General features: G+C 67.4%; 13 protein-coding genes and 1 tRNA gene. 7 read left to right on the top strand and 7 right to left on the bottom strand.

Going from position 1 to position 14,381, the window contains the following annotated elements:
- Nucleotides 1-60 precede the first annotated feature (60 nt).
- Both metE and BA022_RS02860 read left to right on the top strand, forming a co-directional pair.
- On the top strand, nt 61-2,430 hold the full coding sequence (gene metE / locus BA022_RS02865) for a 5-methyltetrahydropteroyltriglutamate--homocysteine S-methyltransferase (RefSeq protein ID WP_088888497.1): 2,370 nt from the start codon (nt 61-63) through the stop codon (nt 2,428-2,430).
- 76 nt (nt 2,431-2,506) lie between these two features.
- Nucleotides 2,507-2,965: a CopD family protein gene (locus BA022_RS02860; protein WP_187306003.1), complete on the top strand. Its 459-nt coding sequence runs from the start codon at nt 2,507-2,509 to the stop codon at nt 2,963-2,965.
- Between the two features lie 65 nt (nt 2,966-3,030).
- Here BA022_RS02860 and BA022_RS02855 read toward each other — a convergent pair.
- From BA022_RS02855 to cysS, 7 genes are all read right to left on the bottom strand, one after another.
- Nucleotides 3,031-3,123: transfer RNA gene (locus tag BA022_RS02855), tRNA-Ser, on the bottom strand.
- Nucleotides 3,124-3,168: 45 nt separating this feature from the next.
- Nucleotides 3,169-4,437, bottom strand: coding sequence for an aspartate kinase (locus BA022_RS02850; protein WP_047351420.1), 1,269 nt, complete (start codon nt 4,435-4,437; stop codon nt 3,169-3,171).
- 37 nt (nt 4,438-4,474) lie between these two features.
- Nucleotides 4,475-5,482: a tRNA lysidine(34) synthetase TilS gene (gene tilS, locus BA022_RS02845; protein ID WP_088886492.1), complete on the bottom strand. Its 1,008-nt coding sequence runs from the start codon at nt 5,480-5,482 to the stop codon at nt 4,475-4,477.
- A gap of 89 nt (nt 5,483-5,571) precedes the next feature.
- Nucleotides 5,572-7,425 carry a methyl-accepting chemotaxis protein gene (locus BA022_RS02840; RefSeq protein WP_088886491.1) on the bottom strand — a complete coding sequence of 618 codons (1,854 nt, stop codon included), beginning with the start codon at nt 7,423-7,425 and terminating at the stop codon, nt 5,572-5,574.
- Between the two features lie 145 nt (nt 7,426-7,570).
- The gene (locus BA022_RS02835) at nt 7,571-8,548 is read right to left on the bottom strand and encodes an acetyl-CoA carboxylase carboxyltransferase subunit alpha (protein WP_011804898.1); all 978 of its coding nucleotides are present in this window, start codon (nt 8,546-8,548) and stop codon (nt 7,571-7,573) included.
- A 48-nt stretch (nt 8,549-8,596) separates the two neighbouring features.
- Nucleotides 8,597-9,256: a DNA-3-methyladenine glycosylase family protein gene (locus tag BA022_RS02830; protein ID WP_047351447.1), complete on the bottom strand. Its 660-nt coding sequence runs from the start codon at nt 9,254-9,256 to the stop codon at nt 8,597-8,599.
- A 45-nt stretch (nt 9,257-9,301) separates the two neighbouring features.
- Nucleotides 9,302-10,678, bottom strand: a complete 1,377-nt coding sequence (gene cysS / locus BA022_RS02825) for a cysteine--tRNA ligase (protein ID WP_047351423.1) — start codon at nt 10,676-10,678, stop codon at nt 9,302-9,304.
- Between the two features lie 255 nt (nt 10,679-10,933).
- On the opposite strand from cysS, the gene BA022_RS02820 reads away from it, so the two are divergent.
- The 5 genes from BA022_RS02820 to BA022_RS02800 all read left to right on the top strand — a co-directional run bounded on the left by BA022_RS02820 (nt 10,934) and on the right by BA022_RS02800 (nt 14,375).
- Nucleotides 10,934-11,506, top strand: a complete 573-nt coding sequence (locus BA022_RS02820) for a tetratricopeptide repeat protein (protein WP_088886490.1) — start codon at nt 10,934-10,936, stop codon at nt 11,504-11,506.
- Between the two features lie 82 nt (nt 11,507-11,588).
- Entirely contained in the window at nt 11,589-12,176 is a 588-nt protein-coding gene (locus BA022_RS02815; protein WP_088886489.1) for a peptidylprolyl isomerase, read from the top strand.
- Nucleotides 12,177-12,194: 18 nt separating this feature from the next.
- Nucleotides 12,195-12,722 (top strand): peptidylprolyl isomerase, encoded by a 528-nt coding sequence (locus BA022_RS02810; protein WP_015913573.1) that lies wholly within the window; start codon nt 12,195-12,197, stop codon nt 12,720-12,722.
- Between the two features lie 8 nt (nt 12,723-12,730).
- Nucleotides 12,731-13,513, top strand: coding sequence for a UDP-2,3-diacylglucosamine diphosphatase (locus BA022_RS02805; protein ID WP_088886488.1), 783 nt, complete (start codon nt 12,731-12,733; stop codon nt 13,511-13,513).
- A gap of 4 nt (nt 13,514-13,517) precedes the next feature.
- Nucleotides 13,518-14,375: a M90 family metallopeptidase gene (locus BA022_RS02800; RefSeq protein WP_088886487.1), complete on the top strand. Its 858-nt coding sequence runs from the start codon at nt 13,518-13,520 to the stop codon at nt 14,373-14,375.
- Nucleotides 14,376-14,381 lie beyond the last annotated feature (6 nt).

Raw genomic sequence — 14,381 nt, 5'->3', positions numbered from 1 at the left:
GAATCATAAACACACTTGGCCGACCATCGCGGTTTTCTCTTGCACAAGGACTTCCGCACCATGGCCGCTTCCCCCATCCTCACCCACACGCTGGGCTTTCCCCGCATGGGCGCGCAGCGCGAACTGAAACTGGCGCTGGAGCGCCATTGGCGCGGTGAGATCGACGCCGCCGCGCTCGAAGCCGTGGGCGCCCAACTGCGCGCACGCCACTGGCAGGCCCAGCGCGACGCAGGCCTGGCCTTCGCGACCGTGGGCGACTTCGCCTACTACGACCACATGGCCCACCACATCCAGCTGCTGGGTTGCGAAAGCCCGCGGTTTGGCTTCACCCCCGGCACGCCGGAGCTGGCACGCTACTTCACCATGGCGCGGGGCGTGCAGACGCTGTCGGGCCATGGCGACCACGCCCCCGGTGGCACCTGCGGCGCAGGCTGTGCGCACGCGCCGCATCCCGGCGAAGGCCAGCCCGCGCTGGAGATGACGAAGTGGTTCGACACCAACTACCACTACCTCGTGCCCGAACTGCACGCCGACACTGCGTTCCGCCTGGGTAGCGAGCGCCTGTTCGCCGAAGTGGCCGAAGCCCAGGCGCTGGGCCACCGCGTCAAGGCGCAGCTTGTGGGGCCGCTCACTTTCCTCTGGCTGTCCAAGGAGAAAGGCGAAGCCCCATTCGACCGGTTGGACCTGCTGGACCGCCTGCTGCCCGTGTACGCGCAGATACTCGCGCGCCTGAAGGCCGAGGGCGTGGAGTGGGTGCAGATCGACGAGCCCATCCTGGGCCTGGACCTGCCTGCCAGCTGGACGCAGGCCTTCGAGCCCGCGTACTGGCAGCTCGGCAAGGCCGGCCCACAGGTGCTGCTGGCCACCTACTTCTCGCCCCTGGAGAACCATCTGCGCCTGGCCTGCCAGTTGCCCGTGGCCGGCCTGCACGTGGACGCCGTGCGCGCCCCGCAGGAGCTGACGGGCGTGGCCGACTGGTTGCCGGCCTACAAGGTGCTGTCGGTGGGCGTGGTGGACGGTCGCAACATCTGGCGTACCGACCCCGACGCGGCCCTGGCCCTGCTGCGCCCCGTGGCCGCCAAACACACCGGACCGCTGTGGGTGGCGCCCTCGTGCTCGCTGCTGCATGTGCCCGTCAGCCTGGCGGGCGAGGATGCGCTGGACCCCGAGCTGCGCGGCTGGCTCGCCTTCGCCACCGAGAAGCTGGACGAGGTGGCCCTGATCGCCGGCCTGCTGGACGGCCGCGTAGCCGACAGCGACCCGCGCCTGGCCGCCGCGCGCGCCGCCATCGCCAGCCGCCGTGCCAGCCCGCGCGTGCACCGCCCCGCCGTGGCCGCCCGCCTGGAGGCGGCACCCGAGGGCTGCGACCGGCGCCGCTCGCCCTTCCCCATACGCCAGCAGGCGCAGCGCGCGCGCCTGCGTCTGCCGCCGCTGCCCACCACCACCATCGGATCCTTCCCGCAGACCCCGGCCATCCGCGCCGCACGTGCAGCCCACCGCCGTGGCGTACTGGGTGAGCCCGAATACCAGGCACAGATGCGCGCCGAGATCGAACACGCCGTGCGCAAGCAGGAGGAACTGGGCCTGGACGTGCTGGTGCACGGCGAGGCCGAGCGTAACGACATGGTGGAGTACTTCGGCGAGCAGCTGGACGGCTTCGCCTTCACGGCCAATGGCTGGGTGCAGAGCTACGGCTCGCGCTGCGTCAAGCCCCCGGTGCTTTACGGCGACGTGGCCCGCCCGCATGCCATGACGGTCGACTGGACCGTCTACGCCCAAAGCCTCACGGACAAACCCCTGAAAGGCATGCTCACGGGGCCAGTGACCATCCTGCAATGGTCCTTCGTGCGCGACGACCAGCCGCGCAGCCGCACCTGCGAGCAGATTGCCTGGGCCATTCGGGACGAGGTGGTGGATCTGGAGGCCGCCGGGATCGCCATCGTGCAGATCGACGAGCCCGCCATCCGCGAAGGCCTGCCGTTGCGCCGCACAGGCTGGAAACCGTACCTGGACTGGGCCACGCGGGCCTTCCGCATCAGCGCCTGCGGCGTGCAGGACACGACGCAGATCCACACCCACATGTGCTACAGCGAGTTCAACGACATCCTGCCCGAGATCGCCGCCATGGACGCCGACGTCATCACCATCGAGACCAGCCGCTCCGACATGGAGCTGCTGCGTGGCTTCGGCAGTTTCAAATACCCCAACGAGATCGGCCCCGGCGTCTACGACATCCATTCACCACGCATACCCGGCCCGCAGGAGATGGCGCGCCTGCTGCGCAAGGCGGCCGAGGTGGTGCCCGCACGCAACCTCTGGGTCAATCCTGACTGCGGCCTCAAGACCCGCAACTGGCCCGAGACCGAGGCCGCGCTGCGCCACATGGTGCAGGCCGCGCGGGCACTGCGCTCCGCCATGGCCTCCGCTTGACGGCGGGCAACCATCAACCCTGCGCCGCGTCAGTGCATGACCCGCATCGGCTGGCATGGCGGCACAATGCGCCGCCATGCTCTATAACGCCCTCAAGCTCACCCACGTGCTGTCGATCATCGTCTGGATCGGCGGCATGGTCTTCGCCCATTTCTTCCTGCGCCCCGCCGTACAGATGCTGGAGCCGCCGCAGCGCGTGGCGCTGATGCACGGCGTGCTGCAGCGCTTCCTGGGCGCGGTCGCCATCGCCATCGTGGCCGTGCTGACGAGCGGACTGGGCATGATCGGCGCGGTGAGCATCGGCGCGGGCGGCGCCTTCTCGATGCCGCTGGACTGGACCATCATGGCGACCCTCGGCATCGTGATGATGGGCATCTTCGCCTACATCTACTTCGCGCTGCTCAGCCGCCTGGAGCAGGCCGTCGCCGCCTCCGACTGGCCGGCAGGCGGCCTGGCGCTGGCAAGCATCCGCACCTGGGTTGGCGTGAACCTGCTCATCGGCGTAGTGATTGTGGTGGTGACGCTGCTGATGTGAGACGCGCGGCGGCACCACAACGCCGCCGGCATAAAAAAACGCGCCGTGAAGGCGCGTTTTTTGTTTGGCGGAAACGGAGGGATTCGAACCCTCGATGAGGCTCTACACCCCATACTCCCTTAGCAGGGGAGCACCTTCGGCCACTCGGTCACGTTTCCAATCCCGCTATTGTAGCCTCATTTCAAGGCCATTCCGGCGAAACTTCAGGCGGCAGCCTGGTCCAGCTCGAACGCCTTGTGCAGCGTACGCACGGCCAGTTCCACGTACTTCTCGTCGATCACCACGGAGGTCTTGATTTCCGACGTGGAGATCATCTTGATGTTGATGCCCTCTTCGCTCAGCGCGCGGAACATCTTGCTGGCCACGCCCACATGGCTGCGCATGCCGATGCCAACGATGCTGACCTTCGCGATCTTGGCATCGCCCACGATTTCCTCGGCGCCCAGTTGGGGCAGCACCTTGTCTTTCAACAGATCGATGGTGCGTTGGTAGTCATTCCGATTCACCGTGAAGCTGAAGTCGGTCTTCCCTTCCTTGCCCATGTTCTGGATGATGACATCCACATCGATGTTGGCATCAGCCACCGCGCCCAGGATCTGGTAGGCGATACCGGGGGTGTCGGGCACGCCGATCACGGAGATCTTGGCTTCGTCGCGGGTGAAAGCGATGCCGGATACGACGGCTTTTTCCATTTGTTCGTCTTCCTCAAAGGTGATCAGGGTGCCGGACTTGGCTTCCTCGTTGATGTCGATGTCCCAGGACGTGAAGCTGGAAAGCACGCGCAGCGGCACCTTGTACTTGCCGGCAAATTCCACCGAACGGATCTGCAGCACCTTGCTGCCCAGGCTGGCCATCTCCAGCATTTCCTCGAAGCTCAGCGTCGTCAGGCGCCGCGCCTCGGGCACCACGCGCGGGTCGGTGGTGTACACGCCATCCACGTCGGTGTAGATCAGGCATTCGTGCGCCTTCATCGCGGCGGCGATGGCGACGGCCGAGGTGTCGGAGCCGCCGCGGCCCAGCGTGGTGATGTTGCCGCCCTCGTCGATGCCCTGGAAGCCCGTGACGATGACGACCTTGCCCGCGTCCAGGTCGGCGCGCACGCGCTTGTCGTCGATGGACTCGATGCGCGCCTTGGTATAGCTGTTGTCGGTGCGCACGGGCACCTGCCAGCCGGCGTAGCTCACCGACTCCATGCCTTCGGCCTGCAGCGCGATGGCCAGCAGGGCCGACGAGGCCTGCTCACCCGTGGCGGCCAGCATGTCGAGCTCGCGGTGGTAGGCGGAGGTAATGCGCGAGGGCGTGAGCTCCTTGGCCAGGCCCAGCAGGCGGTTGGTCTCGCCACTCATGGCGCTGGGTACCACCACCATCTGGTGGCCGGCCCGCGCCCACTTGGCCACGCGCTTGGCGACATTGCGGATGCGCTCGGTGGAGCCCATCGAGGTGCCGCCGTATTTATGAACGATCAGTGCCATGGAATTTCTGGAATGGCAGGGACGCAGATGCGCGGCGCTATTGCAAAAGCTGTTCTGGCGCGCCGCCGTCCCGTGCGGAAATGGGGACCAAAACCTGTTGATTGTACCAACCGAGCACCTCCGCCTCGCGGACCACATAGCCCTCGCCCACCTTCAGGTGAATGCGGTGCCCGCGCGTGGCACATGCGGCCAACTGGTCCAGCAATTCGTTCAGCTGTGCGGCCGTAGGCGTGGTGGCGTGGTGCACACGCAGCCAGTGGCGCAGCACGTTCGCCTGGCGCGCCCTTCCCAATGCACGCAGCGCCGCAATGCGGGGCGGCTGGCCGATGGCCGCTGCATCGGCGGCGGCCAGTTCCCGCAGCAGCTCGCTGGCCTGCGCCGCATGCTCGCAACTGCGCGCAAAGGTGTCACGAAACTGCGGGAACGCCTGCTGCAGCGCCGGCAGTAACTGGCGGCGGATGCGGTTGCGCGTGTAGCGCTCGTCGGCGTTGGTCGGGTCTTCCACCCAGCGTTCGCCATGCGCGACCAGCCAGGCGCGCACGTCGGCGCCTGCCACGCGCAGCAGCGGCCTGCACCAGTCCATGCCCGCGCGCTGCCACTGCGCCGGCATGGCGGCAAGCCCGGCTACGCCCGCGCCCCGCGATAGGGCGAGCAGCAATGTCTCGACCTGGTCGTCCGCATGCTGCGCTAACGCTATTGTTTTTATAGCTGCTTGCGCCTGACAGTCAAGCGCCAACGCCTCAAGAGCCTTGTAGCGTGCCTGGCGCGCCGCGTCTTCGGGGCTTTGCCCGGCGGCGTGGCGCGCATCCACGCGGCGCACCCACAGCGGTATGCCCAGCCGCTCACACAAGGCCACGCAATGCTGCTCAAACCCGTCGGCCGCCGCCTGCAGTCCATGATGCACGTGGAAAGCCACCACCTGCCCCGGCCAGCGCGCTGCGCAGGCCAACAGCAGTGCCGTCGAATCTGCGCCGCCGCTGAGGGCCACGGCCAGGGGCAGACGGGGCCGGAAGGCCGCGACTGCGGCGTCGAACGACTGGGTCAAGCGTCCCTCCTGCGGCGGCAGTGCGGGCGCGGTGGCGTATGGGCAGGCATGGCGACCCGATTATCGGCGCGCGCCAGCGCCCCGCCACGCTAGCGCTGCAGTGCCAGCGGCGCCGACCGACCGGCGCTTGCGGCCTCGTCGTGCAGCCGGAAGGTGCCCACCACGTCGGACAGGCGCACAGACTGGTCTTTGAGGCTGGCCGCCGCTGCGGCGCTTTCTTCCACCAGTGCGGCGTTCTGCTGGGTCATCTGATCCAACTGCGCCACGGCCTGGCCTACCTCGCCAATGCTGGTGCTTTGCTCGTTCGTGGAGGCGGTGATCTCGGCCATGATGTCCGTGACGCGCTGCACCGACTGCACGATGTCTGCCATGGTGGTGCCCGCATCGTTGACCAGCCGCGAGCCCTCTTCCACCTGCGCCACCGACGAGCCGATCAGCGCTTTGATCTCGCGCGCGGCCTCGGCGCTGCGCTGCGCCAGGTTGCGCACCTCGCCCGCCACCACGGCGAAGCCCCGGCCCTGCTCGCCCGCGCGCGCGGCCTCGACGGCCGCATTCAGCGCGAGGATGTTGGTCTGGAAGGCAATGCCATCGATCACGCCAATGATGTCGTTGATCTTGCGCGACGCCGCATTGATCTGCTCCATGGTGCTGACCACGTTGCCCACCACGGTGCCGCCGTGCTGGGCCACCCCCGCCGCCTGCGCCACCAGTTGGTTGGCCTGGCGGGCCGCGTCGGCGTTGTGGCGCACCGTCTCGGTGAGCTGCTGCATCGAGGCGGCTGTCTGCTGCAGGCTGGAGGCCGTCAGCTCGGTGCGGCTGGACAGGTCCTGGTTGCCCGTGGCGATCTCTTCCGACGCCAGACGCACCGACTGGCTCGCCTCCCGGATCTGCGCCAGCACACCCGAGAGCTTGGTGGCAAAGTTGTTGAAACTGCCCGCGATCTGCGCGAGTTCGTTCTCACCCTGTGCGTCGATGCGGCGCGACAGGTCGCCGTCGCCCTCGCCAATCTGGTGCATGGCGTCGCGCACCTGGGTGAGTTGGCGCAGGCGCCGCGCCAGTACGCCAGCCAGCAGCAGGGTGGCGATCACCAGTACCGCAATGCCGGCCACCAGCGAAACGCGCAGCATGCTGGAGATCGCGGCCAGCGCCTCGTCACGGTCCTGGGCAATCACCAGCATCCAAGGGGTGTCCGGAACCTTGGAGACATGCAGCAGCATGGGCCGGCCCTGCAGTTCCATGGCCTGCAGCGCGCCGCTTTGCGCAATGCCGGCCAGGCCCTGCGCCGACAGCGCGGGGGCGATGTCGGTCGCCTGCTTCAGCGCCAGCTTGGCGTCGGGGTGGGCGATGATGGCGCCGTCGCCTCCGACGAGAAAGGCGTAGCTGGACGGTGTGGGCTTGATGGAGGTGACGTTGGCAATCACCGCAGCCAGCGAAACGTCGCCGGCCATCACGGCCTTGACGCGGCCCCCTTCGCGGGCGGCGCGCGCGAAGGTCACCACCAGGCCGTTGCCGCCCGCGTCCGCATACGGGGCGGTGAGAACGCTCCCGCTGGCCTGGGCGGCTTGCTGGTACCAGGGCCGTGTGGTGGGGTCGTAATCGGGCGGCAGGTTCTGGGGCGACGAAAACGCCGTCCGCTTGTCGGCGTAGCCAAAGTAGCTGACCAGGAAGTCCCCCGCCTTGGACAGCATCAGCAGCGCCTTGGGAGGCTGCTCGTCATCCAGCGCCGCGCCTGCGGCTTCCACGATGGCGGCCTTGGCGTTGGCCCAGGTGCGCAGCGTTTCCACATGGCTGTGCGCGAGCAGCTGCGTTTCGGACGCCAGCGACGCATGGGCGTGCGAGCGGGCAGTCCACAGATTCGCCGCCGAGAGCGCGACCAACGCCACCACCAGGCACGCCAGCGACACCAGCAGAATCTGGCCCTTGAGAGACTTCCACAGAGACATACGTAACCCTTCTTTCCTGCGCCGATGCGCGTCCGCACGAGGAAAGATAATACGTTTTGATACAAGTAAGTGACAAAAAAAGGCGGGGATTCCCCCACCTTTTTCAAGGATCGGCGCGTCGCTGACTGCGCGTGCGCCTCCCGCCTTAGCGGCTGTCCGCCTTGGTGTCCGTGAAACGGCCGTAGCTCTGCAGACGCTCGTAGCGGCGGTCCTGCAGTTCCTTGGGCTTGAGGTCCGACAGCTGGCGGTAGGCGTCGCCCAGGGCACGCTTGAGGAAGGCGGCCATCTGCTTGTGGTCGCGGTGCGCGCCCCCCACGGGCTCGTTCACGATCTTGTCCACCAGACCCAGGGCCTTCAGGCGGTGCGCCGTGATGCCCATGGCCTCGGCGGCATCCTGCGCGCGGTCGCTGGTCTTCCAGAGGATGGACGCGCAGCCCTCGGGGCTGATGACCGAGTAAATCGAGTATTGCAGCATGATGACCTGGTCGGCCACGCTGATGGCCAGCGCGCCGCCGGAGCCGCCTTCGCCGATCACCGTGGTGATGATCGGCACTTCCAGCTGGGCCATCTCGTAGATGTTGCGGCCGATGGCTTCGGACTGGCCGCGCTCCTCGGCGTCGATGCCGGGGTATGCACCGGGCGTATCGACAAAAGTGAACACGGGCAGCTTGAACTTCTCGGCCGTCTTCATCAGGCGCAGGGCCTTGCGGTAGCCCTCGGGCCGGCTCATGCCGAAGTTGCGCGCGGTGCGCTCCTTGGTGTCGCGGCCCTTCTGGTGGCCCAGCACCATGCAGGCGTGGCCGTTGAAGCGCGCGAGGCCCCCCACGATGGACTGGTCGTCCGCGAAGTGCCGGTCGCCGTGCATTTCCACGAAATCCGTGAAGATCTCGCGCACGTAGTCCATGGTGTACGGGCGCTCCGGATGGCGCGCGATCTTCGTGATCTGCCAGGGGGTCAGGTCACTGTAGATGTCCTTGGTGAGCTGCAGGCTCTTCTTGCTGAGCTGGTCAATCTCCTCGGAGATGTCCACCGCGCTCTCGTTCTGCACATAGCGCAGTTCTTCGATTTTGGATTCCAGCTCGCCAATGGGCTGCTCGAAGTCCAGAAAGGTCTTTTTCGCCAACTTGTTTTCTCCTCGGGGCGGTGCCCGGTACCGGCCGCCCTGCGTTGTTCAGTAGTCCACCGGCAGGGGGGCGAGCGACCGCCAAATATACCAACTCGCCACGCTGCACCAGGGTTTCCACGCATCAGCCACTTCGCGCGCATCGCTGCGGCTGACCGGGTCGCCCGAAAAATAATGCTGGCTGATGCCCTGGATCAGCGTGGCATCGTCCAGCGGCAGCACGTTCGGCCGCGCCAGATGGAAGATGAGGAACATATCCGCCGTCCAGCGGCTGATGCCGCGGATCGCCACCAGCTCGGCAACGATGGCCTGGTCGTCCATCTGGTCCCACTGCTTCACGTGCAGCCGGCCGCTGTCGAAGTGCAGCGCCAGGTCCACCAGGTACTCCACCTTGCGTGCCGACAGGCCGGCCGCACGCATGTCGTCCACCTTGAGCTTGAGCACGCTGCGCGGCGTCATGCTGCGCGACAGCGCGGCGAACTGGTCCCACACCCGCTGCGCCGACGCCACCGACACCTGCTGGCCCACGATGGAGCGCGCCAGCGTGGTGAAGGCGTCGCCGCGCTGGCTCAGGGCCACGTTGCCCACCTGGGGAATCAGGCGACGCATCACACGGTCCTTCTTGGTCAGATGCCGGCAGGCCTCTTCCCAATAGCTGGGGGGCGTGAGGGACGGAGGTGCATCCGCTATTTTTTTAGTAGCTGCCACCACTTACCCCACAAGCCTTACATGCCAATTTAAATCGAAACCCATTTACTGAGCCGCCTCCCAGGTCGTGCCCGAGGCGGAGTCCTTGAGCACGATACCCTGCGCCAGCAGATCATTGCGGATGCGGTCGGCCTCGGCGAAGTTCTTGGCTGCCTTGGCGGCGGCGCGCGCGGCGATCTGCGCCTGGATGGCCGCCTCGTCCAGCCCGGCGCCTGCTTTCAGAAAGTCCTGCGGATCCGCCTGCAGCAGCCCCAGGTGGCCGCCCAGCGCCTTCAGCAAGCCCGCCGCGGCGGGCGACTTGCTGCGGTTCACCTCACCGGCCAGGTCGAACAGCACGGCCACCGCTTCGGGGGTGCCGAAGTCCTCGTCCATGGCCGCCTTGAAGCGGGCGGCGTAGCCTTCGGCCCAGTCCACCTCGACCGGGGCCGGTGCCACCAGGCTCAGCGCGGTGTACAGGCGCTTGAGCGCGGCACGCGCATCGTCCAGGTGCACGTTGCTGTAGTTCAGCGGGCTGCGGTAGTGGCTGCGGACCACGAAGAAGCGCACGGTCTCCGCGTCGTATTCCTTGAGCACATCGCGGATGGTGAAGAAGTTGCCCAGACTCTTGGACATCTTCTCGTTGTCCACGTTGATGAAGCCGTTGTGCATCCACAGCCGCGCGAACGGTTTGCCCGTGGCGCCCTCACTCTGGGCGATCTCGTTCTCGTGGTGCGGAAACTGCAGATCGGCGCCGCCACCGTGGATGTCGAAGCTCTCGCCCAGCAGCGCGCAGCCCATGGCGGAGCATTCGATATGCCAGCCCGGGCGCCCCTCGCCGAAGGGGCTGCGCCACTTCACATCGGCCGGCTCCTCGGGCTTGGCGGACTTCCACAGCACGAAGTCCAGCGGGTCGTGCTTGCCGTCCTGCACGGCCACACGCTCGCCGGCATTCAGCTCGTCCAGCGACTTGCCCGACAGCTTGCCGTAGCCGGGGAACTTGCGCACCGCATAGTTCACGTCGCCGTTGCCCGCCTGGTAGGCCAGGCCCTTGCCCTGCAGCGTACCGATCATGTCCAGCATCTGCGGCACATAGGCGGTGGCGCGGGGCTCGTGCGTGGGACGCTCGATGCCCAGCGCGTCGGCGTCCTGGTGCAGCGCGTCGATCATGCGGTCGGTCAGGCTGCGAATGGTCTCGCCGTTCTCCACCGCGCGCTTGATGATCTTGTCGTCGATGTCGGTGATGTTGCGCACGTAGGTCACCGCCAGGCCGGATGCGCGCAGCCAGCGCTGCACCACGTCGAAGGCGATCATGGAGCGCGCATGGCCCAGGTGGCACAGGTCGTACACGGTCATGCCGCACACGTACATGCGCACATGGCCGGGTTCGAGCGGGGAAAACTCCTCCAATGCACGCGACAGCGTGTTGTAGATACGCAAGCTCATGGATGACGGGTCCAGGGAATCGGTGGGGGCGGATGGGTGCGGTGCGCGCCCGGTGCGGCGCGCGCGACTCAGGGCGGGTGCGCGCGATGGGCGGTGCCGCGGGGCGTGCAGGCGGTCTGCCGCAAGGGCGGCGGGCCCGCCATCAGGAGCGGCAACAGCGTACCGGCATGACAAAACCCCTCCGCTACAATCGGCCGCAGTATAAGCCCGCACCGCGGCCCGACCGCGCTGCTCCGTCTCTCCAACCCCTCCTCCATGACTCCTGCACGCCGACCCGCCCTCCGCTGCCTGCATCTGCTTGCCGCCACTGTGGCCCTGCTCGCAGCTTCATGGGCCCAGGCGGACGAGTACGCCGACATTTCCCGCCTGCTCCAGCTGGGCAAGCCCGCCGAAGCCATCGTGAAGCTGGACCAGCGCCTGGCCGCCACCCCGCGCGATCCGCAGTTGCGCTTCCTGCGCGCGGTGGCGCTGGCCGATTCCGGCAAGCCTACCGAAGCCATCGATGCCTTCGTGCAGCTGACCGAGGAATACCCCGAGCTGCCCGAGCCCTACAACAACCTGGCCGTGCTCTACGCCAGCCAGAACCAGTTGGAAAAAGCCCGCGCGGCGCTGGAGACGGCGATCCGCACCAAGCCCGACTACGCCACCGCCCACGAGAACCTGGGCGACATCCACGCCAAGCTGGCCAGCCAGTCGTATCTGCGGGCGCAACAGCTGGACCGTGCCACGGCCGCCTCGGTGGCGCCCAAGCTCAAGCTGCTGCGCGAGCTGTTCGCCGCCGAATCGAAACCCGCCGCAGCCCAGGCCGCCACCCCGGCCAGCCGCTGAGGCACGCCGTCTTGCGCGCCGGCCCCGACCCCGCATAGCCGGGCGCCGCGGCCCCCCTACCCCTTTCGATCAAGGAGCAACCATGATTTCCAGAAGAAATATCACCCAAACGCTTGCTGGATGTGCGCTAGCAGCTATTTTTACAGTAGCAAATGCCCAGACCGCCGGTGCCGCAGCACCCCAGGTCAAGCTCGCCACCAGCCTGGGTGACATCGTGGTGCAACTGGACCCGGCCAAGGCGCCCAAGACGGTGGAGAACTTCCTGGCCTACGTGGCCGACAAGCACTATGACGGCACGGTCTTTCACCGCGTGATCGATGGCTTCATGGTCCAGGGTGGCGGCTTCACGGCCGACATGCAGCAAAAGCCCACCAAGGCCCCGATCCCGCTGGAAGCCGCCAACGGGCTGAAGAACGACAAGTACACCATCGCCATGGCCCGCACGGCCAACCCCAATTCGGCGACCAGCCAGTTCTTCATCAACGTGGCGAACAACGCCATGCTCAACGCGCCCCAACCCGACGGCCACGGCTACGCCGTATTCGGCAAGGTGGTGAGCGGCACCGAGGTGGTGGACAAGATCAAGGCCGTAGCCACCGGCAACCGCGGCATGCACCAGAACGTGCCCACGACCCCCGTGGTCATCCAATCTGCAACCCTGGTCAAGTAACCTGAAAGGACACCCGCCATGAGCAACCCGCAAGTCGAACTGCACGTCACCATCAACGTTGCCGAGACGGCCACCCAAGGCGTCATCACGCTGGAACTCGACGCCGTGAACGCCCCCAAGTCCACCGCCAACTTCCTGAACTACGTGAACAAGGGCTTCTACGACGGCACGATCTTTCACCGCGTGATCAAGAACTTCATGGCCCAGGGCGGCGGCTTCACGGCCGACATGAAGCAAAAGCCGACCGACGCGCCCATCGAGAACGAGGCCGCCAACGGCCTGAAGAACGACAAGTACACCATCGCCATGGCCCGCACCGGCGACCCGCACAGCGCCACGGCACAGTTCTTCATCAACGTGGTGGATAACGCCTTCCTGAACCACACCTCCCCCACACCCCAGGGCTGGGGCTACGCCGTGTTCGGCAAGGTGGTCAAGGGCGAGGACGTGGTCGACGCCATCAAAAAGGTGCGCACCACGCGCAAGGGCTTCCACGACGACGTGCCCTTCGACGCCGTGGTGATCGACAAGGCTGTGGCGCTGTAAGCCCTGCGATGACACCATCCGTGCCGCCGATGGACGAGCTGGCCGCGCCAGCCGCGTGGCGCACGGTGGACTTCATCTCCGACCTGCACCTGGAGCCGGCCCAGCCCTCCACGGTGCAGGCCTTGCGGCAGTACCTGCACAGCACGCCCGCCGACGCGGTGTTCCTGCTGGGCGACCTGTTCGAGGTCTGGGTGGGCGACGACGCCATCGACGAGCCGGGCAGCTTCGAAGGCGCCTGCTGCGCCCTGCTGGCCCAGGCCGCGCATGGGAGGCCGCTGTATTTCATGCACGGCAACCGCGACTTCCTCGTGGGTGAGGGCTTCACGCGCCACACGGGTATACCCGTGCTGGCCGATCCCACGGTGCTCACGTTCGCTGGCCGGCGCTGGCTGCTGTCGCATGGCGATGCGCTGTGCCTGAACGATGTGGAATACCAGCGCTTTCGCATCCTGGCACGCAACCCGCAATGGCAGGCCCAGTTGCTGGCGCGCCCGCTGCACGAGCGCCGCGCACAGGGCCGCAGCGCCCGCAGCGAGAGCGAGGCGCGCAAGCAGGCCGGCGCCGCGGTCTATGCCGATGTGGACAGCCCGGCCGCCATCGAGTGGCTGCGCGCCGCGGGGGCCCAGGCGCTCATCCACGGCCACACCCATCTGCCGGCAGACCATGTACTGGCCCCCGGCCTGGCGCGCCACGTGCTCACGGACTGGGACCTGGACGCCCACCCGCCGCGCGCCGGCGTGCTGCGCCTGACGGCCGAGGGCTTGCAGCGCCTGCCGCTCGTCCCCACGTAGCGGCATGGCACGTAACCGCGCACCCCTGCACTTCCTTCGCCAACTGGCCCTGCGCGTACGCGCCTCCGTGGCCCCCCTCCCCGACATCTCCGCGCAACTGTGGTTGCAGACCCTGCGGCGCTACCCATTCCTGCAAGCGCTGCCACTGCATGACCAAGGCAAGCTGCGCGCCCTGAGTGCGCTGTTCCTGGACCGCAAGGAGTTCACCGGCGCCCATGGGCTGGTGGTGACCGATGCCATGGCGGTCTCGATTGCGGCCCAGGCCTGCCTGCCGCTGCTGCACTGGGGCGCTCCCGAGCGTGCGCTGGCCTGGTACGACGACTTCGTAGGCATCGTGGTGCATCCGGCCGAGGCCGTGGCGCGCCGCCAAGCCGTGGATGCCGCCGGCGTGGTGCACCACTACGACGAGGTGCTGTTGGGCGAAGCCATGGAGCGCGGCCCCGTCATGCTGAGCTGGCCCGCCGTGGACGGGGCCGGCCAGGGCGGACCGGACGGACAACCGGTCGCTACCAGCGTGGTGATCCACGAGTTCGTGCACAAGATCGACATGCGCAACGGCCCGGCCGACGGCTGTCCGCCCTTGCCTCCGGGATTCATGGGCACGCGGGGCGCGCGCGCCGCGCACGCGGCCTGGCGCGACGCCTGGGAGCCCGCGTACGAGCAGTTCCGCGAGCAGATCATCATCGCCGAGCGTTTCGGCGGCGCATGGCCGTGGCTGGATGCGTACGGCGCCACCGCGCCCGCGGAGTTCTTCGCCGTGGCCTGCGAGGCGTACTTCGTGCACCGTGAACGTTTCGGGCAGGAATTCCCCACCCTGCTGCCCGTGCTGGATGCGTTCTTCGGCCGGCCCCTGTCCGGCTGAGGCGGC

Origin of the sequence: Diaphorobacter nitroreducens (assembly GCF_002214645.1) — a bacterium.
Taxonomy (GTDB): domain Bacteria; phylum Pseudomonadota; class Gammaproteobacteria; order Burkholderiales; family Burkholderiaceae_C; genus Diaphorobacter; species Diaphorobacter nitroreducens.
This window is presented reverse-complemented; position numbering and strand designations above follow the sequence as displayed.